We start from the raw sequence: 23,706 nt of genomic DNA, 5'->3' as shown, positions 1-23,706 counted from the left end.
GTCAATGACAATGATTATAATTGAAGCTGAAAATTTATCCATTAGCCGCGCCAACAACAACGTGGTCAATAACTTATCTTTCCAAGTAAAACAGGGAGAAGTGTTTGGCTTGTTGGGTGGAAATGGTGCAGGAAAATCAACTACCCTCCTGGCATTCCTTGGTCTATTAAAGGCGTCAGAAGGGGCCGCTAGGATTAATGGAATAGAAGTTGATTTTGATACCGCCTCAGCGCGCAAAGCAATCGCCTATTTGCCTGAATCCGCTAACCTTTACCCACATTTAAGTGCGCGAGAGAACATCAACTATTTCCTATCTCTAGCGAAAATTCAGCGTTCAGCCGCCGATATTGATGCCGCCTTGGATCAAGTTAGTTTGGCTAGTAAGGCTCGCGACCAATACTTGTCTTCTTACTCAAAGGGAATGCGCCAAAAAGTGGCTATTGCGGTCGCGATTTTAAGGCAAGCTCCAATTCTATTTCTTGACGAACCTACTTCAGGGCTCGATCCAGTAGCAATAGATGAATTTAATAAATTAATCTCAAACTTGGCAGCAAACGGTGCAACAGTGTTGATGGTAACGCATGATGTTTACGGTGCTTGCCAGGTAGCTGACCGCATAGGGCTGCTCAAAGACGGTCACTTAGTCGGCAACTTCATCGCCCCTGCGGGTAAACGTATTTCGGTGGATGAAGTTCATCATGCATTTGCGTCTGAGGCATAACCATGAAATCTGTAATTACGATAGCAGCCCAGGAGTGGCGCTACTGGTTTCGAACCAAATTAGCGGCTGTGGTCGCCCTACTAGCACTGGTTCTAATCTGTATTTCGGTGTTTGCCACCTCAAGCCAAGTCGCGAAAGAAAAGCAGCTGCGTGAAGGCCTGCAAGTAAAAGCGCAGGAAACTTTTCGCGATCAACCCGCTAGACATCCACATAGAATGGTTCATTACGGGCATTATGTGTTTAGAGCACCTACGCCGCTGGCCACCCTTGATCCTGGCGTAGACCCGTATACGGGCACCGTCATTTTCTTGGAAGGTCACCGCCAAAACACCGCGACATTTTCGCCGAGTTACGACGGTGCTCAAGCTGGACCATTCTCTCGCTTAAGCCCAGCTCTGGTCTATCAACTATTGGTACCATTGGTGTTGATTGTGATGGGGTTTGGTGTTGTTTCTCGTGAACGAGAGTCGGCCACGGACAGGCAGTTGGTGACCTCTGGTATCTCACCTGTTTCTATTTGGGCTGGTAAAACACTGGCATTGATCGGCGTCGCCTTATTGTTGCTAGCCCCGCTATTGGTCGGCACAGTCATGTTCGGAGCAAACTCGAGCATCGCCAGTGCTTTCTTTATTCTGTATCTAATATATTCGTTAGTCTGGGTATTAATTATCACCGCCATTTCTACTTGGGTACCGCGCACTTCCCTATCTTTGTTAACTCTTCTGGTGATCTGGATTGTCTTGTGCACCCTACTACCACGAGTCGTGGTCAGTGCGGCAAACACCGTCATTCCGACCAATAGCCAGATCGAAACGGACATGGACGTAATCGTAGCGCTCCGAGCTGTGGGCGATGGTCATAATGCTAATGATCCAGCATTTAATAGACTCAGAGCAAACTTGCTAGAAGAATACGGCGTTGACAAGGTGGAAGACCTACCCATTAATTTTCGCGGCGTAGTTGCTCAGGCAGCCGAAGCAGACCTCACAGACATTCTCAATCAATACGCAGCCAAACGTATGGCAAATCAATCAGCCCAAATACAATTTGTACGCGCGTTCGAGTTCGTCTCGCCATTTATCGCATTGCAATCAGCATCGATGATCGCCGCCGGCACAGACGGCAAAACTCACCATCGTTTTTTACGAGAAGCGGAGGCTACTCGATTCCAGTTCGTTCAAGACCTAAATAAGATGCATGAACAACAAATGTCTTATGCAGACGACATCAATCGTAGCCGTGACGCAGATTCAGAACGCCGCACCCGCGTAAATGCTGAGAATTGGCGAGTCTTGAAAGACTTCAATTTTACCGCCGACCCCAGCGAGATAAGACTTAGTCGCATGATCTATAGCGCTATCCTGCTATTCACTTGGTTGATACTGTTTTCCGTTGTCGGCATACTTGGCGCGCGACGCCTGCCCGAGGTGAATTATGGATAGTTTAATTCGTGAATTGAAATTTGCCTTAAGAGACCGCGTGGTCTTCATTGGACTGATCGGCATCGCACTCTTGTCCTCCTACAGTTTAATCATGGGACTGAATGAGTCTGATTCTGAGCGTGCATTAATTGAGCGCACTCAAAAATTGGTAGCACAAGACCGAGAATACAACCTAGCAAAACAAAGTGACGCAGGAGGCGCAGCCTATTATGCCTTCCACTTCACATACAGCTCGCCCTCTGCGTTGGCGTTTATATCACGTGGCGTTCGAGATGATCTGCCTTGGAAGCACCGAATCCGTATGTTGGCCCTTGAAGGACAAATATACGAAACTGACACGGCAAACCCGGAACTGTCAAAGGTAGGCAAGCTGGATTTTTCTTTTGTGGCTGCGTTATTGTTGCCCTTGTTATCAATACTATTTTTGTATGACCTGCGTGCCGTCGAGTTACGCAATAATCGCTGGGCATTTCTATCAGCGACGTCAGGAAGCGGTAACCGTCTATTGATGGTACGAGCCGCACTGAGAACGGTTTTACTTTACCTCGCTGTGCTCCTGCCTTTCCTGATTGCGGTAGTTATTGGCGGTGTCGCCGCTAAAGACACACTGCTTGTCATAGCTGCCATTGCGCTAAACAGCCTATTTTGGTGTGTCATGGCTTACTTTACCTTTACCCGTATTGCGTCAGGACCTACCACAGCGGCGGTACTACTAGGGCTTTGGTTTGCGATCGCTGTAGCCATTCCCGTTGGAGGAAAGCACCTAACCGAGAAGCATAATTTGGTGCCAAATGGCGGAGAGATTTTACTGACTCAACGAGAAACAGTGAATGATGCCTGGGACCTACCAAAAACGAATACCATGACGCCTTTCTTAGAGCGGCACCCTGAATGGAATAACACACCAGACGTGACTCAACCTTTCGAATGGAGATGGTACTACGCTTTTCAACAAGTAGGCGATCAATCAGTGGAGTCGATGTCAAAGGCTTTGCGCGCGGGTATTGCTAAACGCGATGCTGTCATGAGCATGATTTCATTGGCGTCACCAACACTATTAACTCAACGCCTTCTCGCATCGGCCGCAAACACCGACACTCAAGCCTTTCTGCGTTACGACGATTGTGTTCGCCAGTTCCACCGAAGCTTACGTGAATTTCATTACCCAATGTTATTCGGAGATGCAGTGTTCTCAGATGAGCGCATGAAAGAACTCCCAATATTTCGTGAATGCAGTCGTTAAAAATAGCCAAACAACGAATAGATAGAAATAGCAAATGAAGATAAAGACTTTAATTGTGGCAATCTCACAGCTCTTGTATCTCACTGTATGTTCGGGAGAAACAACGTTCAATCCTGCAACGGCTTCTGAAAAGCCAGACGGTCTGACGTTGAATACATCCAAAATAGTCAAGAGCACCGCGTACAAGTCACCCTTTGACGATCACGAGGCGTTTATTGAGTTCATGAAAGGCAGCAAGTTTGCGACGCCACCGTGGAGCGACCACGAACTTAGATCGTCTTTTCCGAAAGAGTTGTACGACTCATGTTTCGACCCTAATCAAACCTTGTTCTCGGAAGTGATTTACCAAAGCCCGAATGGACTCACCAAAGGCTGGACCATTAAGACCAAGGGAAGTAAAAATAAGTTGCCAATAGTGGTGTTTAATCGAGGTGGCTTTGCTAAATGGGGCAGAATCGTTCCGTTTGAGCTGCTCTCATTGTGCCGGGTTGCGCAACAAGGCTTTATGGTGTTAGCCAGCGACTTCCGAAGCCCTAAAGACGACTCGAAGAACGCCTCAGAAATAGAAGCTGGAAAACGTGACAAAACGGACCTCGGCTATGGAGATGTGAACGACAGCTTCTATCTAATCGATGCCGTAACACGCGCCAACGCCAACCTCGATGCGAACAACATCGCTGTCTGGGGCTTTAGCCGAGGAACCACGCTCGCGGCACTCATGACCACTCGATCAGACTCCGTTCGAGTTGTAATAATGCAAGGCATGGTGGCGAACCTTGTTGAAGATAAGCGTCGCGAAGAATTTGATGAACACGTCTACCCATTATTAGTGGATGGGTGGGCATCCTTACCACTTTCAGAGCAAAATGCCTTGTTGTCGGGCATTAGCCCAATTGAATTGGTAACGAAAATTAAAGGCAGGCCACACTTTCTCATACTTCACGGAGCTAAGGATTCTCGTACCTCTGCGCAAGACGCCTTGCACTATGCTCGGACCTTACTTGATGAAAATCACTCGGTAGAATTTCATCTTTACCCTGAATCAGGGCATGTATTGAGCGGCAGCTATAATCAATATTTAAATGAGGTCATCGAGTCATTGAATAAACACTTATCTAAACCAAGATAGACCATAGAGGCTGTAGTTCGTCACCGGGCAGGCTCCACCACAGCCGCAAGCCTTGCTTGGTCACAGTAGGCATAACCTAGCTGCCGAACGTGCACTGCGCGCTTCTAGAGCTCAAAACACCCTCACGGCTAATTTGCTAAACCTGAACATTGGCTATTTGCCTGTAAACTTTACTGGCAAGAGCCATCAAGCTACCGCAGTTAAATAGAACTGACCCCGCCCCATCATCAGATGGAAGGAAGGAGACACGATCACTGTTAATGTAAAAAACAATATGGAAGTGGACAGCTCTATTCACTGGCTCGGCATGTTTCGCGAGGTACGCATATCATGAGAATAGATAGAATCTCCGCATTGTTGTTACTGAGTATTGGACCTGTATTTACCGGCTCAGCAAATGCTGGCATGGGCGATGACCCGTTGTTGGTCAAAGTAATGTCTGAATTTGAATACCTTTCAGCCGACGAAGAAGACATCCTAGAATCGGATATGGTCGCCTGGATTGGCTGCGATTTAAGCAAAACTTGGGTGAAGAGTTCCGGCGAAGCCAACAAGCACAACGGGGACGGAATCGACGTGGAGCAAGCCAATATTGAACTGGTCTACAGCCGCGCAGTCTATACGACCTGAGATCAACAGTGTGGTGTCAGGCAGGACCTTAAGCCCAACCCAAAAGAAAGCGCTCGAACTTGGGTGTCATTCGGTTACATTGGTACCGCGCCTTATTTAGTTGACGTGGGCGCTAAGCTATTTTTAGGTGAACGTTCTAGCTCTAAGCTGCTGATTTAACTAGAGAAAAAAGTTATGCTCACACAAGAATGGGTCTTAACACCGGAGTAAGACATCGTCGCAAATAGCCACAATAACCCTGCGTATGGCAAAGAATCTGGGTTGTCGGAAGTTAAATTTAGCCTTCGGCTTGGCCATGAGGCAGATGGCAATCGAAAATTCCAACCATTCATCGGCGTCTCCGCTCACCAGACCTTAGGAGAGACGAGGCGCCCGGTAAAATCAGGAGGCGACTCAAGCGGTGAGATAACCGCAATATTAGGCGTTCATTCCTGGTTTTAAGCCAGCCGGTTGACTGAGCGTCCGCAGGCTTGCCCTCGACTAGGAGCAGCCAAAAATCAATCAGCCGAATCGCCACCCGACTGATTCGTTCTGGTGATTTCAGGTTCATTTCAAGAACTCCACCTCGTAACCTAACAGTCTATTGACTGCTTAGAGTGCATTGATCAAAAAATGCGCAATTTCCTTATTTGACGCAAAAACGACGCCATCGTGATTCATGAACGTCGATCCACGACGATTAAGCGCCAAAGGTTGACCGTGCACATTGCTGGCCCAGCCTCCAGATTCTATGGCAAGACAAGCCGTGGCAGCGAAGTCCCAAGTACTGCCACCGCCCTCTTCCTTTTTAGGCAGTTTTACGTAGCAAGCATGGCGCGCCTCCAGCACCTTACATGCGTTTTTCACCGCTCCGTTGCCATAGTTGAACACCACACCATCCAGTCCTAGATGGCGGGCACACTGCTCTAAAGCGCTCACAGCCAATTCATAGTCTGCATGTGTTTTAAAACTGGCATCAGAGTAAACAAGTAACGAATTTGAAGCCTCTTCTGTTTTGAGTTGTGTTAAAGGCAGCTTATCCCGATAGCAGCCGTGCCCTGCTATTGCGTGATAGACAGTCTGATGAGTTGGGTCAACAACAACGCCGATCACAGGCTGACCGGATTGTTCAACCAACGCGATCGAGACGGCGTAGCCTGGCCGGCCTTCTACGAACGGTAACGTACCGTCAAGCGGGTCCACGCACCAAAAGTAGTCTTTCTCAAAGCGCGCGCGTGCATCGACAGATGCAGTCAAGCAGGATTCTTCGCCAACGAAGGCAATGTCCAATGATTCTGAGATAGTTAAGAGTCGTTGACGAATAATGTCTTCACTGCGCATGTCTACGTCGGTGACCAGCTGTGAAGCCGCGGTGCTCCCTGCGTCTTTAAAACATCGCTTAAGCTCATGGCGATCAACGCTTTCAATGCATCGGGCAGCTTCTTGCCCGGCATCAATGGCTGCGCGACACAAGTTCTGCAATTGCGCTGCAGTAAATCTGGTACTCATGGCTGTAAGTCTTCAATAACTCGTTTGGTGAGTTTTTCGCTGTAACTGTTGATTTTCCAATGATCAGGACTCCAACCTTTAATAAACCGATGAAAATCAGCCCAGGCGACAGGATAGAGGTCGCGCCATTCCCGTTCTAATTCGAGCACGTTTACGCCGAGACCCTTTTCCGCAAGTCGATGGCGTAGAACTGAAAAGTAAAAATCGAGAAGTTGGCTTTCCATCGCTTCGCAATCTTGTTCGTTCAAGCAACTGCCGATGAAATAAGCCACGTCTTTCATGCCACATCCTCGCCCAATGTATTGAAAGTCCACTGCAGCGACGCCGAGTGTTGTGTCCGCGAGTGAAAATTCTAATGTCAGGTGATTTAGATTGAAGCAAAAGTTAGCCAGCTTAGCATCGCCGTGCACCAACGTTTGGTAGCGACATTGTCGCAGTTTCTGATCAATTAGCGGCGCCGCCTCACGCAAAGAGACATCACTCAATGCCGCCAATTCATCCGGCCGAGTATCCAGATGCCAATAGGTTCCGCACTCCCATAAGCCATCCGCTTTAGTGCCCATATTAGTGCCCATATTAGTGTCCATAAAAGTGGCGTGAAAACTTGCCAACCATGCTAAGCAAGCTTGTATGTCTCTCGCTTCAACGCTACTTTTTCTGGCGTCATACCCCGCTGCATTAAGGTCTGTCAACACCAGAAAAGTCTCATTTTCTAACACCTTAACGCTCAAGCATTCTGGAACAACGCAATCTTGTGCGCAATCTACCGCGTAGTGTTGATACCAATACGCCTCAACCTGATAAGAGCGTATTTTTCTCTGATGAGACAGCCCAGTATTCCATCCACGCGGGTGACTGCCTGCTTCTGGCAGTTTTATATGCTTGAGGATGACGGATGGATACGCACCACCACTCAGGCTAAGACGAACAATGTGTCCGTAGCCACTCCATAAAGACTGGATTACTGACGAATTTTCAATTGACTGGGCTCCGGTTGCCTCTAGGACAATACTGGCAATGGCTGGCAACATGGCATTGATTTACGTAATGAAAAACAGTAGTAGGTTAATACAATTTCCTCCTGAATTCTTGGTGAAAGTCAGGTGGCACCGTTCAAAAGTCACATCAAAACACACTTTACAATTCTCTTTACTGACAGATCTTTGCTAAGCCATAAGAACCAAAACCGTTGTGTCGTCCTTGCCAAGTAAACCTGAGCTCTCAATTAGAATAGTCAGAAAGCCATTGAAGGCTAAGATATTTGGGAGATCTTCTTGTTAAAGGGAGCACGTGCCCCCTATAACGCATAAAACTATTTAGGTGGGTCCTGTTCTCGACAATCAGCGCAGCACAAACCGGTCCCCAATAAGCCCCCTTCCGATACAAACCCGGTACCGTTCGATGGTATGGACAAGTGATTCGCATCGCTCTCGAATGAATGTATATCAAGAAGCGGGTCGTTAGTTTGCTCAGATGCTAGCGCGTTAACACTAAAACCAGCCGCAATAGCGCCGGTAGCTAAGTTTAAAATTTTCATTGTAGGGTCCTTTGTAAATTGAAATTAACGTCAGCGTATGTTGATGAATTTGTTGATTATTCTCATACACTTATTAATACTTATCACATAAGTGACAAGGTTTAAATCCAATTTGCACTGAATGCCAATCACCCGTAGACGATTTGAAAACTAATTCACTCAGTAAACCAACGTACTCAAAACCTATCGTGCGTCTTTCCTATCCATGTTTACGCAGGCGCTGAAGCAGATTTGTTATGACGAACAAACGGTTGTTCGCGGCCCGCGATTTATCAAGTATCATTCTCGGCGTTGGGAGTTAAGTAGGTAAACAGCCTAATTCAACCTGCCCCCTTATTTATTGCAGCCTACCTTAGAGGCATTGGTAAAGATCACTAAGAGCCTGCACGTAGGCCTAAATAACTTGGTGTTTGGTGAGGACGAACGCGCCCCATTGATGAGCTTAAACTTCAGTTTGAAGCGCTCAGTGAGTTTGATGAGGAAGATCGGAAAGTTGCCAAAGTGGTGCTTGAGAGTCTAATTCTCAAGCCCAACGCTAAGCGGGCTTTTGTGCAAGATCGTTAAAGGTAACATCAGTCCGTAGTTGCTACCTTTAGGATGGGACACCGCCTAATTTCTTAAAGGGCAAAAGACAAGTCCCCATTAAATTTGTAAAGGCAAAACACAAGACCTGGCCCCTTATTTTTTAATTCGGATCTGACTCCTTTTCTTCCGCCTTCAATCGTACAAACAATTTAAAACTTAGATACGAACTCAAGATATAACCAAAGAGATTTAAACTCAAATACACTAAAAAAATATTTTCGGAAAATGAGGTCATCGCTGTGAAAACTATTGCCAAAAATGATGTAAAAAATATAGAAACATACAACCCCTCCACCTTTAAAATTTGATGGCAATCAGGGCACTTAGGCTTTTTCTCACTCATGACAGACATCGCCTTTAATCTGACATTGCAATTGGGGCAGTTCATTTAAATCATCCTTTAGCTTATTAATAAACTACTTGCATTGATAATCACACACCAAATCACAAACAAGCATTTTTACAAAGACACAACCGCCTCCTGCAATATAACCAACGTATGGTGGTGCAAATACGGTTCCGCCTGCTCCAAAAGCAGTACATACAAGTTGATAGTCAACATTGCATCGCGTTCTGCATCCTCCTCCTGGCGATTTTGGAATCAAATTACCTGTCATATCATCAAGCCTTGATCCTCGCTGCTTTCTTTTTTGTGAAGCAGAAGAGTCTCTTGGCAAATTCCCACTCGGATTACCAAAGCCATAAATAAACTCGAGAATTAAACCCTTTTTATCGAAATACCTCAACGGATTCCCATTTACATATCCAAAAGTATTAAGTCCCCCACCTAACCCAATCGGATCACTGGTAACATACCGTCCCGTTTTCGGATCATAGTACCGATTCCAGTTATCGTGCAGCCCGGTTTCGCTATCATAGTACTGCCCCGGAAAACGAACATTAAACTCAATTAGCTCAACACTGGGCACCGCGTAACCAAATGGGTCGTTAGGGCCTTGCCACACCACGATCTGATCCCCGTTGGTAACTTGTTTGGGGGTGCCCAGATGATCGTTGTGTACATAGTACACCGCGTCTTCAAGCCAATCAAAGTGCGACGTGTAAAGGTAACTTTTTGATTGCCAACTACCACCGTTCAATCGAAACCACAACGTGGTGTAGATTGCACGCCCATCAATGGGTAACCCGGTCACCACGACACTGGTGTCTTGGCCTAAGCTGGGGCTGTAGAAATAGTTCTTGGTGCCCAGCTTATCGCCCACGTACAACGACCATTCGGTCACGTCTTGCCCACCGCTCCAACTGAACGTTTGGCTACTGCTAGTCAAAGTGTCTGTTGGCAGTGGCGCGACCATTTCAGGCACCTGGCCTTGCGTATCAGCGTGATACACGTAGGGTTTTGATTGCCAGCTCCCGCCGTTAATTCGATACCACAACAATACGTATAGGGTGCGGCCATCAACGGGCAGATTGGTCACCGTAACGCTGGTCGCTTGACCTAAGCTGGGGCTGTAATAGAGATCGTTTCCGCCAGAAGCGCTGCCCATCTTAGATTTAATACTTAGAACTGTAATGTACAGTATTGTTACGTACGCTCACCCGCTAGAAAAAGTTCACCCTTAGAATGAAATGGGCGTGCGTTTACGTTCAAACAACGTCCGCATTCGTAGTTGCACTAGCGATGGCAAAAAATGTGCTCTGTGCGCTTAGCTACCCAATCTTCTGAAGGAACATCGAATTCTAAAGCGGCAAATTGCAGCGGATCTTGGATACTCGGGTGAGTGCGTTCGATTGACGGAACGATGACGTTGCCTGAACTTAGACGGCAGGCCTTATTTGCGTACGAATCGCTCGGCAATCGTCGATGCGTTAGACTGGTTGGCCCCGTCACGGTGAATAGGTCTTCTTGGGCCACCAAGGTGACCAGGCCTTGATTGTGAAAAACAACTGACCTGATGTTTCTATCACTTATGGGCAGTAAGCTCCAACTCTTGGCGCGATTTATCGACACCCAATAATCACTCCCTTGTTTTTTTCGTATGGTTTCAACCACCCATACGGCTCCATCACCGCTGCTCCAAACCGCGTTAACCTCGGCGGCGACAGACCGCCCTACTTTGGAAACCTCATTTGTGCTAACTCGACCGTTTTCTAGCGTCATCTCAATCACTTCACCAGTGCGTTTCACCGCGAGGCATGTGTCCATGCAACGCCAAGCAATTGCCCCTTCCGGCACGGAATGCGTGCGCCAGGTGGCGCCTCCGTCGGCGGACGCCTTTGCCAGTTCATCACCGATGACCCACAGCGCGTTTGGTGTGTAATAAAAGTTCCCCGGAAACTCGAAATACGACCCGAGTGAGAGTTTCCAGAAATCGGGGGTTTCAAGGTTTGATAAACTGATGCGATACAGCATGTCAGATTTAACGAATACCGAGTCTGGTGTTCTCACGATACCTCTCACCCAGTTCATGCGCTCCCATTCTACCCAGGTGCGACCGCCGTCTTGGCTCCTGGCCAAGCCTTCGCGCGATGCGGCGATCCAAAAACCACCGACAACTTGGGTGACGTCCGTAAGCTCACCTGCACCGCCGATCAGCGTTGACCAGGTTTCGCCTGCGTCTTTAGTATGGGATACTCCCTGATGGTCTGTATACCAATATTCACCCTCAAGCTCACCTTGAATTAGCCCAATGAAATCTGCAAAGCCCTTACGTTCTTTGGAGGCATTGACCGACGAATATGGAATCACGTGCGACGAATGCGCAAAAATCAGATCTTCTTCTTGGCCCTGCCTAAGCCAACGCCATAGCTCTGGATTCGGTTTAATGAGGTGGTTAGCGCCATCAATTTTAAGGTTATCACAGTGTCGTATTGATTCTTCAATCGCGGCCAAGGAGTAATCGTAGGTGCACAATGACCGCCATTTGCCTTCGATTAACCTCATGGCGTAATCACCGTGATACACGCTCGCGTGCAGCGTCATCTTTGCGAATTCGAGGTCAGACTGTTGGTTAAGCTGAACTGAGTCAATGCAGTAAGATTGACTGCCAGCGCCGGGAGTCTTTGCCAAGTACTCTATCTTGCGCCATGTCAGCCCGCGATCAGTCGATTGAATGACGTGGCAATTCCTTACCACGGTGATCGTTTGATGGTTGTTACTGATGACCCCGTGAGAAATCGTAATGTCGACAAGCCCTTCGTCGGGACTTTGTGTCAACGCCGTAAAGTCATTGACGAGGTCTCGTTTTTGCCAGCTCTTTCCAAGGTCAGCCGATTCAATGAGTAAACCATCACTGGTTATGGCCATCAAGCGGCCCTCATACTCCTCTATTTCAATCACTTTCGAGTTGTCTGGCACTCTCAGCGTTTGCCAATAATGCCCCGAATCCGTGCTGTGATACAGGCGAGACTCGCCCTGCACCCAGAGGTGTTTTCCGGCAACGGCCGATGCCGTCACCGACTTCGGGTATTCTAGAACGTGTCCGTCCGGTCCTGCCGTCTCATCGACCAGTATTGGCCATTGTGGACCGACCACCTTAACATTCCAAGCCTCTGAGGGCTCTGAATCATCTTGAGCACAGCCCACCAACACCCCAAATGCCAGAATAGAGATGACGCAAGAAAATAGTTTGGCCACAATGCGGATCATTAGTTTACTAAATTGAAATTCATACGTGAGAATGCCAGAACGACGTGCAGGTTCAATCATTAATCAGTCAATCGCAGCTACATCCTAGCTTTCGTTTTAGACGTCGCCTTCGCTTGTGCTGGGTTGTCAGGCCAATAATGCTTAGGGTAACGACCTTTCATTTCTTTTTGGATCTCCTTGTAACTGCCGCTCCAAAAGCGATTAAGGTCTTGCGTTAGCTGCAATGATCGACGGGCGGGAGAAAGCAGATCCATCAACAAGTCTATTTTGCCGTTACAAAGCTCAGGCGTGGCGGACATACCAAACACTTCTTGCATGCGCACAGACAACGTAGCCGGACCATCTAGTTGGTAGCTAACCGCAACGGTTGAGCCACTGGGCACCTTCAACGAGCTGGGAAGCAGTGTGTTCAATGATTCCTGTAAATTCCAATCAAAGCAGTTTTTTAATGGCTCGATCAGATCAATGCGCTTAAGTTGCTCCAAATTGTTTACCGCGCTCAAGTACGGGGCTAACCAAGAATCCACCCTCGCCAACAACGACTGCTCACTGATTTCAGGGTAATCGTTAGGGTAATGCCGGTGCGCTAGCGTCATTCGTATTAACAACTGGCTAAACGCGTTTTTGGACTTAACTGAGGCATTGTTGGTCACCATGGAAAAGACAGCGAACCCCCTCTTTTTAATAAACGAGGTCCACGCTGTTGTTCGAACATCAACGTCTATTGGTGCGTTGATTGGTTTTTGTCTAACCACCAAAGCGCCCAGCATAGAGCGGTCTTCATACACAAAGCGGCCGTTTCGTTCGTCAAACTCACACACACTTCGTTGTTGAAATAGATGCGGTAACACTGCTTCTAACTCAGACATATCCACCGACGTGGCTGAAAAAATGCGCTTGCCCTTTGCTCCACCCAGTTCGGCAATGGCGATGAATTCATCATTGAGCCAGCATCCAGAACGGCTATCAACTCCCGCGCCATTCGCTAGCACATACCCCTCGCCTCGCCGTTTGGCTATTCGATCCGGGTACGCAATCGACACCAAGAGAGGTAACGCCGAGATTTTCAACGATGCATTTGGCCGATGATTAAACCGTTTTAGCCAATAACGAAGCTGTTTGGTGAATACAGGATGAGGGGAATTCCATTGCGCTTGCAGTTCAGTCCTCAGTTCAGCCTGTTGACTAACCCGGCTGTCGAGTAAGGCAACGAGGTAAATACTGAGTAGTTCTAAGCCCGGAATCGACGAATCAAGCTCTTGCGCCTTAAGCAGCATTCGCGCCCAGCGCACATCCGTACCCAAGGTTAGCAATTTTTTTCCCAATCGAGTTATTCGCTTTTGTTGATCAACCGCCTCCAACATTTGAAGTAATTCATACCCCTGCTCGCGTTGCGCCAAGCTGGGCGAATCCAGCAACGTTAAATCGCTTATCTCAGTTCCCCACAACCGCGACTCCAAGAGCAGGGCACTGATGTCTGAACACAGTATCTCGGGAAGGTCATGCGACTCTTTTCGATTAAACACCTCTTTAGAACCAAGACGATAAACAACACCAGGCTCGATTCGGCCTGCTCGGCCGGCTCGTTGAACTGATGAAGACTTCGATATGGTGACCGTTTTAAGTTCAGTGACTCCGGTGTTAAGATTAAATTGCGCGGCCCGCCTCTTGCCGCTGTCTACCACAATACGAATACCCTCAATCGTTAAACTGGTTTCGGCGACATTGGTGGCTAGAACGATTTTTCTTTGCCCTCGCTTGGCCGGTGCTATGGCGCTTTGCTGCGCGGACTTTGTTTGGTCACCATACAATGGGCACACCACAACAGAAGAACTCTGCACGTCTGACAAAGCCCTAGCGACGTAGTTAATTTCGCGTTTTCCAGGCAAAAACACCAGGCAACTTCCGCTCTGCTCCCTTAGAGCTTGTTTTATGAGTATTGGAATTTCATCTAACCAGCGTTTTTCATTCTTTACGGGGTGATAAAACTCATCAATTGGGAAACTTCGCCCATCGGACGTGATGACTGGACAGCCGAACTTGGAGACAATTCGGTCCGTATCTAAGGTGGCTGACATCAAAAGCAGAGTTAAGTCGTCTCTTAATGCTTGTTGAGTCTCGATCGCAAAGGCGAGCGCTGTATCGGCGGCAATGGAGCGCTCATGAAATTCATCAAAAATAAGGCAATCTACGCCGTTCAGTTCTGGGTCGCTCTGAAGCATGCGCGTGAGCATCCCCTCGGTTACGATTTCCAACTTGGTCTTAACACTCACGTGTTTCTCTTGCCGAATTCTAAGACCGATGCTCTCTCCCAATGTTTCGTTCTGGCATTTGGCTAAATAGCCAGCAATATTACGCGCAGCAAGCCGACGTGGCTCTAACATTACGATGCGTTGAAAATGGCCATCTCGGATCAACTGCAAGGGTAACCAAGTGGATTTTCCAGCGCCTGGCGGCGCTTGCAGCAAGGTCATGCTGTTCGCCTTAAGCGATGCAACCAAGTCTGGATAAATTTCTATTACTGGCAACACTACAGTAGACCCAAGTCATAAATTGATTTCGATTCGGCAGGCTTAATCATGGTATTCCTCTCGATAAACACCGCTTTGTGAATTGTGGATAATCAAACCGCTAAGAAGCAAAACGCGCCAAACGAGCACCTACTCGCTGAGGCTAAGTTCCACAACTTCCTTCTTTTCCGCAACAAGCAGATCAAACAGAATACGGTCAGCGCCAACGTCCGTTAACGTATCCACATTATCGCTGATGGTTCTCAGTACAGTAAAAGCGGACGTTGAGACGTCGTAGGACCACAATTCGTTTACTTGGTTAATGCCATAGATCACCTGATCTCTGATAACAAAACGCTTATTGCTGCCCTGCTCTGTTAACGCATCTATCATTTGGTTTTCCAACGCACCTGGCTGCCAGAAACGATTTAAGGCATCCATGAATACCAACCCCGCTTGATGACTCTTCTGTGCCCAAATTATCTTACGAGTGGATATCGTTTGGTACTCGAGCGTGGCTAGGTTCAGTTCGATAAATTGCGTGACACCGTCTATAGTGGACACCAGTAAAGCCGAATTGTTAGTGCTGTCCCATTGAAACAGAAAAATGACGGGATACTCAAACGCGACACGACGTTGTGAACCATCTAAAAATAGTTGAGTAAGGGAACCGTTAGCATTCACCAACATACTGTCCCCATCTTCAGACCAATCAACGCCGTTTATGTACGTATTCAATGGAAAATGGCTGGCTTTGCGCGAATCGCTTTCGTCTGCCAACCACACTTGGTCCTCTCCAGAGCGATCGGAAACGAACGCAATAAGGTCACCGTTGGGTTGAAAAATGCCGTTATCATCTTCCAGCGTTGATCGATCGACTACCGCGACATCCGTCACTTCAGCGCCACTGGATATCAGGCTCGGGGCCGCGCCAGGAGCAGCGGTCGGTACGCGTATCGGCGCTATCGCAACGTCACTGTCGTACCACTTCTTTATCAAAAGAAGACTTTTTCCATTGGGGTGAAAACTGGGCGCTTCGACCTTAAAGTCTAATGGCACATTGATGCGTTGCACCTCTCCGTCGTAGGATAACGCAAACAATAATTTTCCTGAGCTGAAAATCAATCGATTACGAGCAGAATCAAATTTGGGAAAGACCAACCTGAATTTTGATAGTTCATCAGGGTATTGAATCTGATTGCTTGATAGGACTTCACCATTGAGCGCCAACATATCAATATAGTGTTTGCCATCATTACCCCGAGTCGACACAGCAAACAGGCTTTCGCTTTTAGAAAAGTCAAAGGACAGGAGGTTTCCGTCGTCAACTTCATGCAATACGGTGCTTTTATTCTCACTGATTGAGTAGTGGATCAACTTCCAGCGACTCTCGAACAGTTGCATAACGACGATGTTGTCGTCGTCTAGCCAGATTGGGTCACGCAATGCGGTATTCTTACATTCCGCCATCAGTACAGAAGGCGCCGGCTGCTCCAGTGCTTTACGAAAGTCCAGTCCCATCAAATTATAACAACGTTCTTGAGGGCTCGGTTTGTCGCAATCGTAGGTCGAAATGAAGGCCAACTTGTCTCCACTCGGTGAGAAACTTACACCACTGTAGGTGCCCAGATCCTCTGTCAATCGAGTTTCTTCCTGGGTTGCTGTGTTCTTTGCCCAAAGGTTATTCATGCACAACTGATTCACGTAGCGATGAAACGCAATGTGTTGGCCGTCTGGCGAATACACGGCTGAAAATTCTTTGTCATCGCTGGCGGTTAGCGATCGTAAGGAATTAAACGACAATTGTGGTTCCGAAGAACCAGGCAAATCATCATCTTCAGTCAATTTCGTCCAGGCCAATGCCACGGCTAAACCAATGAAGGTTAATGCAACTAATACTGGGCGTATTCCAGAAATCCCTAATTTTAGAGCGCCCGTACTGGACGACGTATTGGAAGTCGAAGCAGCATCATATCCCTCGTTTACTTGGTCTAGATCCCGATCTGCAAACGACTTAGACGTCGGCTGAACTTCGGTTTGCCATACTACCCCACTGTCGAGGCTGTACCCTTGCTTGGCGTGAGTTTTAATGATGGACTGATGCTTATCTCCCAACACTTTTCTTAACTGGGCAATGCTTCTTTGTAAGGTATTCGGGGTGACTACGGTGTTCGGCCAAACACGGTTAAGTAGTTGATCATACGTTACTACTTGCCCATGATTCTCGGCCAGATAAGTCAGAACAGCGAGGGCTTTAGGCGGAACGGTCTGTGAATGCTGTTCAGTAGTAATTTGATTTCTGGATAAATCGACAAAATGATCACCGACCCAATATTGTACCGCCATAAAACTTTTACCAAGAGGGGTTGTTGTTGTCTAAAACAAGATTGGCCTGTGAAGCGATCTTATCACGATAAACACGTCGCCTATTATCTTCAGAAAAACAAACATTTTTGATCGTTAACAGTCTCAAACGGTGTCTAGATCAGCTCGACGTCATACAGAAATCAGTCTTACGTCAGGTGTTTTGCTTGCAATGACTATAGATTCAAATTACCCACTAATAGTTTCTGCCACGCCAAAACGGTAAGGCTTGAAGCATCAAAAGTTGACTGAAAAATCTAATGAAACACGCACTGATTCTAATTGTATTTCTAATACTCTCATTTGTGTCGCCACTTTCCTTGACCGCCACTGAACTTCCAGAAAGAAAGTTTTTTGAGTTGCGCAAAGTCGAAGTTCTCTCAATCCAAGACTCACAGCATAACCGCCAGTACGAACTCTACGTCAAATTGCCCGACAATTACGACGCCAACAGTGATAAAAAACACCCGGTTATCTATTTTACGGACGCTGTCTGGCACGTTGAAATTCTCTCTTCAGCGACCGAATTTTTACTGACCGATACCATACTGGTTGGTATTTCCTGGCAAAAAGACATTGCAGAGCAACTCAAAGCCGACGCGGGCGAGTGGGCCAGTAGGCACAGAGATTATTCCATTCGTCAGTCAGACGACCCAAAGATTCAAGCAAAATACAATCCAGGTCAGGCCGCTGATCATCTGCGCTTTATCCGCGAGGACGTTTTTAAATACGTAGAAAATCACTATTCTGTTTCACCCTCTGAGCGGACCTATTTTGGATATTCAGCCGGTGGGCTCTTCGGCGCCTACGTCTTGCAAACGCACCCTGCTACCTTTAAAAACTACATCCTTGGTAGTCCATCGTTAAAGCGTAACCTGTCCGTGTTATCCAAGCTTGAATCAACAAAAGACGCAACGCGGAAAGGCCCAAAGATTAACGTTTTTCTGTCTTACGGCACAGAAGAAAAAGAGTTAAGCACGCTCATTGAAACCTTCTCTGCCTTGCTAAAGGAAGATGATGCAAAAAACGCTGCCGTCACCCTTAGGGAAATACAGGGTGACCACGGAACCGCGTTTCCAATGACGGCCGTTGGAAGTATTACTTGGCTCTCTGACCTTAGCAAAAAACTCGATTAATCTGCCCGAGCAAGGCAGATCCTTAAAAAACCAACCTAATGGTAGACTGTGGACGTAGAACCGTAGACCACGTTTTTACGTCTGTTCCGTTAGGCGCATAATTAGCTTTAATCTACCATTCACTCGACGGTGCAATTGAGCGTTTAGCTCAATTGTAAACGAGAACAACTGGGCTGAACCGCGTATTCAAGCAACACAGAAAGCCAGGTTCAAGAGTTCAGGATATTCAAGCAAAAACCCAGTTTTTACCCAATAAGGCGCTACCAATATTAGAGAACCGCCAATCAGGAAGAAGACGCCCCCCGCGAACTGAGTCAGACTGGAACTCACCGTGTCTTTAAACTGTTTATAGAGCAACCCAGAAAAAGCCAATGCCGGTAATGTTCCGAGCCCAAAGCCCAACATGATTAAACCAGCACTCAATACATTGTTTGATAAAACCGAGACAAATAACACGCTGTACACTAAACCACAGGGCAAAAAGCCCCACGCTAGGCCAGTGATTAATGATTGAGCCCTTTTATCCGTTGAATGATCTATAAGCCGACTGACGCGCCGCCATAGAAGAGCACCCAGCGGCTCGATAAACTGGAAAGGCCGCCATTTGCCAATAATCAGCTGTAAGCCAATCGCCACAATTACAATCCCAGTCAGCACTCTAAACCATTTACTGACTGTGGAAATGTTCAGTCCGTTTAAAAGCTCGTAGCCTAAGAACGTAAACACCACACCGCCTGCAACGTACGTAGTAATACGACCTAGGTTCATCAAGATCAAATGCCCGAACGCCTCGCGCTTAGATCGAACAGCGATATCACGAGTAACCCCGCCCTGCATGGCCATCTGTAATCCACCACACATCCCGGCACAATGTGCTCCTGCCAACAAACCTAATATGAGGGCAGATAAAAACGTCATGCCTTACTCCTTGTGCTCTGACTGATCATCTAAAATAGACAACGCCGGTGAGTCCAGATCATCGAACTGCCCGCTTCTGGTTGCCCAAAAGAAAGCCCAAATCGCCACGACCAATAGCAATAAACTCAAAGGGATCATTAGATAAATTATCTCCATAAATTCCTCAACGTTAGTTTGTCTCAAGTTCAGAGTGGCTCAATTGGTGAATACGCAAGGCATTCAACACAACCAACAAAGAGCTCAACGACATGCCTAGGGCGGCAATCCAGGGCGTTAGTAAACCGCACGCCGCCAACGGAAGTGCCGTTAAGTTGTAAAGTAACGCCCAGACTAAGTTTTGTCGTGTTATCCAAGCGGTTCGTGTCGCCACTTTCAGCAAATGCAACAGGTTTCTGAGATTGCCGTTAAGCAAAATCACATCAGCGTTATTCATCGCTAAGTGGCTTCCCGACGCCATGGCAATACTGACGTCCGCGCCGGCCAGTACGGGGGCGTCATTCACTCCGTCACCCACCATGGCAACGACCTCGCCCTGTTCTTGATAAAGATCTATCTTAGCCAGTTTTTCCGACGGACTTAAGTTTGCGAAATGGTCAGCAATTTGCAGTCGATCGGCAATCTTACTCACCACCTCCTTGCGGTCACCACTGAGTATGGTTGTTTTAACAGTCGTGCAAGTGCTTCTAAGGTTCCTCACAAAATCTGGTGCAGAAGGTCTGATTTCATCGGTGAGTTCGATAACCGCTAATACGTTACTATTATTACTCAGTATCAACTCGGTTCTGTCCGACTTAGGGTCGGGTATCGTGTGCCGATTAACTTGGTTACGCAACACCCAGTCTCGTTTGCCAACTCGGTACGTCTCCTGACCTATCTCAGCACTGATGCCAGACCCCACGACTTCCTTAATATTGTGTGCGACTAGGCTAGTCTCTATTGTGTTAAACGCCGTTGATAAAACGTGATCCGCCTCGCGCTCGATACAAGCAACTAATTCCAAACACCTTTCTCTGGACAATGTACCTTGGGGAAATACGTCGTACACTGAAGGACGACCCTCAGTGAGGGTTCCCGTTTTGTCAAAACACCAGTGCGATACCCGTTGCATTGAAGCCAGAGCGGTATTGTTCGTTAATAGCACCCCACATCGTCGTAAGGCGTGAATCGCGGCACTGCGGCCCACTGGCGCGGCTAACGCAAATGCGCATGGGCAGGTTGCGATTAACATCGCCAAACACACTTCAAACACTCTGTCTGGGTCAATCGTTAACCAAGCACCCGCCGTTACCGTTGTCAGTATTAAGGTAAACAAGATGAAATAACGACTCAAAAGCGAATTACGTTGTTGTTCATCTGCATTAACTCGCTCTGCCGATTGTATGCATTTTTGCACTTTTGCAATCGATGAATTCCCCCACGTTTGGATCGCCTCAACCGTAACGGCACCACTTAACAAGGCGCTACCCGCTAGCACTGAATCTCCAGCAGCACGCTCCACCGGCAAAGACTCACCGCAAAATAAGGACTCATCAAACTGCCCTCCTCCCTCCACGATCTTGGCGTCAAACGGAGCGACTTCAGATGCCTTCAATTCGCATTGATCGCCAAGCTTAACGCCATTGGGTGCGATGTCGACCATGGGTGATTTACTGGCTTTAGTCCTACGCACGCGTACTTTTTCGGGCAGCAAGCCTGCAATGCCTACACTGGAGCCAGACAGCCTATGCCTTGCTCGCATTTCTACATAACGGCCCACCGATAGAAAGAATACGAACATCACAGCCGAATCAAAATACACGTGAGAATCAATTCGAAACAGAACGTGATAGACACTGGGGAAATACGCGCCGGCGATAGCCAAGGAAATTGGCACATCCATCCCCAAGTGTCGATTTTTTAAATCGCTCCAAGCGTTTTGAAAGAACGGCTTTCCTGAATAAAAGACGATTACCGTCGCCACGAGCATGCTCACTAACAGAAGAAAACGCGCCTGCTGTGAATCTATATTAGGATCACTTTCGTTACCCGCGAAGTAACCTGCAGTTGCGTAGGTCATTACCTGCATCATGCCCAGTCCGGCCACCAAAATTCGTTTTAAAGCCTCGTTGCGCTGAGTCTTTGCCAGCGCGAACGTATCAGAATGGCTACCTATCTTTAGCGCAGTGGGTTTGTATCCCAATTGCGCAATCGTGATCATCACGTTAGAAAACACGACACGTGGGTCAGAGACTTTGATATGCACACACTTACTGTCAACGTCTATATGGCACTCTATGTTCGAAGAAACGGTGTTCAATGCTCTCTGTATCAACCAAGAACAACTGCTGCAATACAGGCCTTCGACCAACACAGAAATGCATCGATATTGCGGATCACCGTAAGATACGTACGCCGATGACGTATCTTTACGATCCAAAAATAACCATTGATCCTCGATCGCCGAGCCAGCCTCGGCTGCGGACACAGACACACTCTTCGCGACGCTGGAAAAGAAGTCTCGGTGATTTAGGCGGTCTCGATGATCATAAAACTTCGTAAGCCCCTGTTGATCAATGTATTGCGCTGCTGACTTGCAGCCAATGCAACACATCGGGTGCACGTGCCCTCCAATATTTGCCGTCAAGTTACCGTACTTAGGCATCGGTTCAAGACAATGAAAACAAATCGAACGGTTAGAAAGCTTGCTTTCATCCGCGTGCGAACCTGTTTCGCCTATGGATGGACTGTAACGTTCCGCTGGGCGCGTCAAAATCGCCATTGAACTAGTCTGTTTCCGTAGAATCGGTCACGATTAGCGGCGCGTTCTCGTGAGCAATAACAAAGGTTACCGTTGACGCGATTACCACAGCGAATGGCAGTCCTATCATGACCCAGACCATTCCTACTTTGTACCATGGCACTAGTATGCTCGCTGGCATTGTTTTCTTCATTGTTTAACCTCTTAAGCTGTTCAAGTGATTGCGTTAGTTGCGTCTCGGCGGGCCCCAAAATCGGGTTTCTTCAACGGACGTTTGCGGAGTTCGTCCGACGGACTCTGTGACATGCAAACTGATTTTCTGAGAGCGCTGATAGTCGGCTGAAGCTGGCAAATTGACTAAAACATTAAACTCTCCGATGGCGCCAGCTTCCACCACCCTCGATAAACTTTCTCCTGATGTTTTACTCCATCGTGCGGTAGCGCCATCCAATCCAGACACACTCACTGAGTAATGCTGCCGTGCCTGACTTTTATTCATTACACGCACCTGATAACTGTTTTCTATGTCGTTGTTTTGCGACCAGCGAAACAACGCATTTCGATCACGGAGGATGTCGACCTGAACGCTCGACCTCAGACTCAACGCAACGATGAAACCAGAAAACACGGTGACTAATAAAAGGCCGTAAATTATTATTCGAGGGCGCCACAGAGCCTTCCCCAAGGGCTTAGATTCACCTTGATCTTGTGATTGAGTGCTGTATCGAATCAACCCCGTTGGCAGCCCTATTTTTTGCATAACGTCATCGCAGCCATCAATGCAAGCAGCGCAAGCGATGCACTCGTACTGAAGGCCCTCCCGAATGTCTATTCCCGTTGGGCAGACTTGAACGCAAATACCACAATCAACGCAATCCCCTTTGGACGACCTGCTCTCAATACGCTTTGTGCCCCTCCCGCGCGGCTCCCCTCGTTGCTCGTCGTAGGCAACGATTAACGTATCTTTATCGAACATGGCACTCTGAAAACGAGCGTATGGACACATGTATTTGCAAACTTGCTCTCGCATAAAACCGGCATTCCCGTAGGTCGCAAACCCATAAAAGACCACCCAGAATAAGGCCCAGCCGCTCAATTCAAGCTTAAAAAATTCTGCAAAAAGCTCGCTCACAGGTTGAAAGTACCCAACAAAAGTCAGGCCCGTAAACAAGGAAAAGCTGATCCAGAGCGTGTGTTTCAAGGCTCGTTTTCTCACCTTTAGCAGCGACCAAGGCGCCCGCGCTAGCTTGATTTGCTGCGCTCGGCTTCCTTCAACCCACCGCTCCATCATCACAAACGCTTCAGTCCATACCGTTTGCGGACAGGCAAAACCACACCATACTCGACCGGCAATCGCGGTAAAGAAAAATAAGGACAGTCCGGCCAATATGAGCAATAACGAGAGAAAGAAAAAGTCCTGTGGCCAAAACGTTAAGAAAAAAATATGGAACTTTCGCGCGGGTAAGTCAAACAAGACGGCTTGGCGACCATTCCAACTGACCCACGGCAGAATATAATAGAGCCCGAGCAATGCATACATTGATATCCATCGCAGAGACTGAAATTGCCCAGCGACTTCTCGAGGGTAAATCTTCTCACTTTTGGCGTATAAAGAACTTTCTGAGGAGGCTTTATCAATTGAGTTACTCATAGAAA

The 23,706-nt window shown here is 47.6% G+C and carries 18 protein-coding genes and 1 pseudogene; 7 read left to right on the top strand and 12 right to left on the bottom strand.

Annotated elements, in window-relative coordinates; translation table 11 throughout:
- Positions 1–10: 10 nt before the first annotated feature.
- From ABWW54_RS05905 to ABWW54_RS05880, 6 genes and pseudogenes are all read left to right on the top strand, one after another.
- Positions 11–721 (top strand): ABC transporter ATP-binding protein, encoded by a 711-nt coding sequence (locus ABWW54_RS05905; RefSeq protein WP_353411128.1) that lies wholly within the window; start codon positions 11–13, stop codon positions 719–721.
- A gap of 2 nt (positions 722–723) precedes the next feature.
- On the top strand, positions 724–2,163 hold the full coding sequence (locus ABWW54_RS05900) for an ABC transporter permease (protein ID WP_353411126.1): 1,440 nt from the start codon (positions 724–726) through the stop codon (positions 2,161–2,163).
- On the top strand, positions 2,156–3,406 hold the full coding sequence (locus ABWW54_RS05895; protein WP_353411124.1) for a DUF3526 domain-containing protein: 1,251 nt from the start codon (positions 2,156–2,158) through the stop codon (positions 3,404–3,406). Before ABWW54_RS05900 ends, ABWW54_RS05895 begins: the two co-directional genes overlap by 8 nt.
- Before the next feature lie 34 nt (positions 3,407–3,440).
- Positions 3,441–4,535 (top strand): alpha/beta hydrolase family protein, encoded by a 1,095-nt coding sequence (locus ABWW54_RS05890; protein ID WP_353411122.1) that lies wholly within the window; start codon positions 3,441–3,443, stop codon positions 4,533–4,535.
- A 223-nt stretch (positions 4,536–4,758) separates the two neighbouring features.
- Positions 4,759–4,869 (top strand): multicopper oxidase domain-containing protein, encoded by a 111-nt coding sequence (locus ABWW54_RS05885; protein WP_353411602.1) that lies wholly within the window; start codon positions 4,759–4,761, stop codon positions 4,867–4,869.
- Positions 4,866–5,606: pseudogene (locus tag ABWW54_RS05880) on the top strand (copper resistance protein B). Before ABWW54_RS05885 ends, ABWW54_RS05880 begins: the two are co-directional and overlap by 4 nt.
- A 150-nt stretch (positions 5,607–5,756) precedes the next feature.
- On the opposite strand, the gene ABWW54_RS05875 reads toward ABWW54_RS05880, so the two are convergent.
- The 7 genes from ABWW54_RS05875 to ABWW54_RS05845 all read right to left on the bottom strand — a co-directional run bounded on the left by ABWW54_RS05875 (position 5,757) and on the right by ABWW54_RS05845 (position 17,241).
- Positions 5,757–6,653, bottom strand: a complete 897-nt coding sequence (locus ABWW54_RS05875; protein ID WP_353411120.1) for a 3'(2'),5'-bisphosphate nucleotidase CysQ family protein — start codon at positions 6,651–6,653, stop codon at positions 5,757–5,759.
- Complete coding sequence (locus tag ABWW54_RS05870) at positions 6,650–7,684, bottom strand: oxidoreductase family protein (protein WP_353411118.1); 1,035 nt, start codon at positions 7,682–7,684, stop codon at positions 6,650–6,652. Before ABWW54_RS05870 ends, ABWW54_RS05875 begins: the two co-directional genes overlap by 4 nt.
- A 281-nt stretch (positions 7,685–7,965) precedes the next feature.
- Complete coding sequence (locus ABWW54_RS05865; RefSeq protein ID WP_353411116.1) at positions 7,966–8,190, bottom strand: hypothetical protein; 225 nt, start codon at positions 8,188–8,190, stop codon at positions 7,966–7,968.
- 1,001 nt (positions 8,191–9,191) lie between these two features.
- Positions 9,192–10,283, bottom strand: coding sequence for an RHS repeat-associated core domain-containing protein (locus ABWW54_RS05860; protein ID WP_353411114.1), 1,092 nt, complete (start codon positions 10,281–10,283; stop codon positions 9,192–9,194).
- 128 nt (positions 10,284–10,411) lie between these two features.
- Positions 10,412–12,445 (bottom strand): sialidase family protein, encoded by a 2,034-nt coding sequence (locus tag ABWW54_RS05855; RefSeq protein WP_353411112.1) that lies wholly within the window; start codon positions 12,443–12,445, stop codon positions 10,412–10,414.
- 17 nt (positions 12,446–12,462) lie between these two features.
- Complete coding sequence (gene hrpB, locus ABWW54_RS05850) at positions 12,463–14,916, bottom strand: ATP-dependent helicase HrpB (protein ID WP_353411110.1); 2,454 nt, start codon at positions 14,914–14,916, stop codon at positions 12,463–12,465.
- A 129-nt stretch (positions 14,917–15,045) separates the two neighbouring features.
- Positions 15,046–17,241 (bottom strand): winged helix-turn-helix domain-containing protein, encoded by a 2,196-nt coding sequence (locus tag ABWW54_RS05845; protein ID WP_353411108.1) that lies wholly within the window; start codon positions 17,239–17,241, stop codon positions 15,046–15,048.
- 278 nt (positions 17,242–17,519) lie between these two features.
- Here ABWW54_RS05845 and ABWW54_RS05840 point away from each other — a divergent pair, with 278 nt between their 5' ends.
- Positions 17,520–18,395 (top strand): alpha/beta hydrolase, encoded by an 876-nt coding sequence (locus ABWW54_RS05840; RefSeq protein WP_353411106.1) that lies wholly within the window; start codon positions 17,520–17,522, stop codon positions 18,393–18,395.
- 186 nt (positions 18,396–18,581) lie between these two features.
- Here the strand turns inward: ABWW54_RS05840 and ABWW54_RS05835 are convergent, their stop codons facing one another.
- The 5 genes from ABWW54_RS05835 to ccoG are packed head-to-tail and all read right to left on the bottom strand — an operon-like array spanning position 18,582 to position 23,701.
- Positions 18,582–19,313 (bottom strand): sulfite exporter TauE/SafE family protein, encoded by a 732-nt coding sequence (locus ABWW54_RS05835; protein ID WP_353411104.1) that lies wholly within the window; start codon positions 19,311–19,313, stop codon positions 18,582–18,584.
- A 3-nt stretch (positions 19,314–19,316) separates the two neighbouring features.
- The gene (gene ccoS / locus ABWW54_RS05830; protein WP_353411102.1) at positions 19,317–19,469 is read right to left on the bottom strand and encodes a cbb3-type cytochrome oxidase assembly protein CcoS; all 153 of its coding nucleotides are present in this window, start codon (positions 19,467–19,469) and stop codon (positions 19,317–19,319) included.
- Between the two features lie 13 nt (positions 19,470–19,482).
- The gene (locus ABWW54_RS05825) at positions 19,483–22,071 is read right to left on the bottom strand and encodes a heavy metal translocating P-type ATPase (RefSeq protein ID WP_353411100.1); all 2,589 of its coding nucleotides are present in this window, start codon (positions 22,069–22,071) and stop codon (positions 19,483–19,485) included.
- 4 nt (positions 22,072–22,075) lie between these two features.
- Positions 22,076–22,243, bottom strand: a complete 168-nt coding sequence (locus tag ABWW54_RS05820) for a hypothetical protein (RefSeq protein ID WP_353411098.1) — start codon at positions 22,241–22,243, stop codon at positions 22,076–22,078.
- A 33-nt stretch (positions 22,244–22,276) separates the two neighbouring features.
- Entirely contained in the window at positions 22,277–23,701 is a 1,425-nt protein-coding gene (gene ccoG / locus ABWW54_RS05815; RefSeq protein ID WP_353411096.1) for a cytochrome c oxidase accessory protein CcoG, read from the bottom strand.
- Positions 23,702–23,706: the final 5 nt, after the last annotated feature.

The sequence above is a fragment of the Arenicella sp. 4NH20-0111 genome (assembly GCF_040366405.1).
Lineage (GTDB): Bacteria > Pseudomonadota > Gammaproteobacteria > Arenicellales > Arenicellaceae > Arenicella.
Note: the sequence above shows the minus strand (reverse complement) of the source record. Positions and strands in the feature narration are given on the sequence as shown.

Coding starts and splice junctions, on each gene's coding strand:
- ABWW54_RS05905 (WP_353411128.1), top strand. CDS start 11: ATGATTATAATTGAAGCTGAAAATTTATCCATTAGCCGCGCCAACAAC.
- ABWW54_RS05900 (WP_353411126.1), top strand. CDS start 724: ATGAAATCTGTAATTACGATAGCAGCCCAGGAGTGGCGCTACTGGTTT.
- ABWW54_RS05895 (WP_353411124.1), top strand. CDS start 2,156: ATGGATAGTTTAATTCGTGAATTGAAATTTGCCTTAAGAGACCGCGTG.
- ABWW54_RS05890 (WP_353411122.1), top strand. CDS start 3,441: ATGAAGATAAAGACTTTAATTGTGGCAATCTCACAGCTCTTGTATCTC.
- ABWW54_RS05875 (WP_353411120.1), bottom strand. CDS start 6,653: ATGAGTACCAGATTTACTGCAGCGCAATTGCAGAACTTGTGTCGCGCA.
- ABWW54_RS05870 (WP_353411118.1), bottom strand. CDS start 7,684: ATGTTGCCAGCCATTGCCAGTATTGTCCTAGAGGCAACCGGAGCCCAG.
- ABWW54_RS05865 (WP_353411116.1), bottom strand. CDS start 8,190: ATGAAAATTTTAAACTTAGCTACCGGCGCTATTGCGGCTGGTTTTAGT.
- ABWW54_RS05860 (WP_353411114.1), bottom strand. CDS start 10,283: ATGGGCAGCGCTTCTGGCGGAAACGATCTCTATTACAGCCCCAGCTTA.
- ABWW54_RS05855 (WP_353411112.1), bottom strand. CDS start 12,445: ATGATTGAACCTGCACGTCGTTCTGGCATTCTCACGTATGAATTTCAA.
- ABWW54_RS05845 (WP_353411108.1), bottom strand. CDS start 17,241: ATGGCGGTACAATATTGGGTCGGTGATCATTTTGTCGATTTATCCAGA.
- ABWW54_RS05840 (WP_353411106.1), top strand. CDS start 17,520: ATGAAACACGCACTGATTCTAATTGTATTTCTAATACTCTCATTTGTG.
- ABWW54_RS05835 (WP_353411104.1), bottom strand. CDS start 19,313: ATGACGTTTTTATCTGCCCTCATATTAGGTTTGTTGGCAGGAGCACAT.
- ccoS (WP_353411102.1), bottom strand. CDS start 19,469: ATGGAGATAATTTATCTAATGATCCCTTTGAGTTTATTGCTATTGGTC.
- ABWW54_RS05825 (WP_353411100.1), bottom strand. CDS start 22,071: ATGGCGATTTTGACGCGCCCAGCGGAACGTTACAGTCCATCCATAGGC.
- ABWW54_RS05820 (WP_353411098.1), bottom strand. CDS start 22,243: ATGAAGAAAACAATGCCAGCGAGCATACTAGTGCCATGGTACAAAGTA.
- ccoG (WP_353411096.1), bottom strand. CDS start 23,701: ATGAGTAACTCAATTGATAAAGCCTCCTCAGAAAGTTCTTTATACGCC.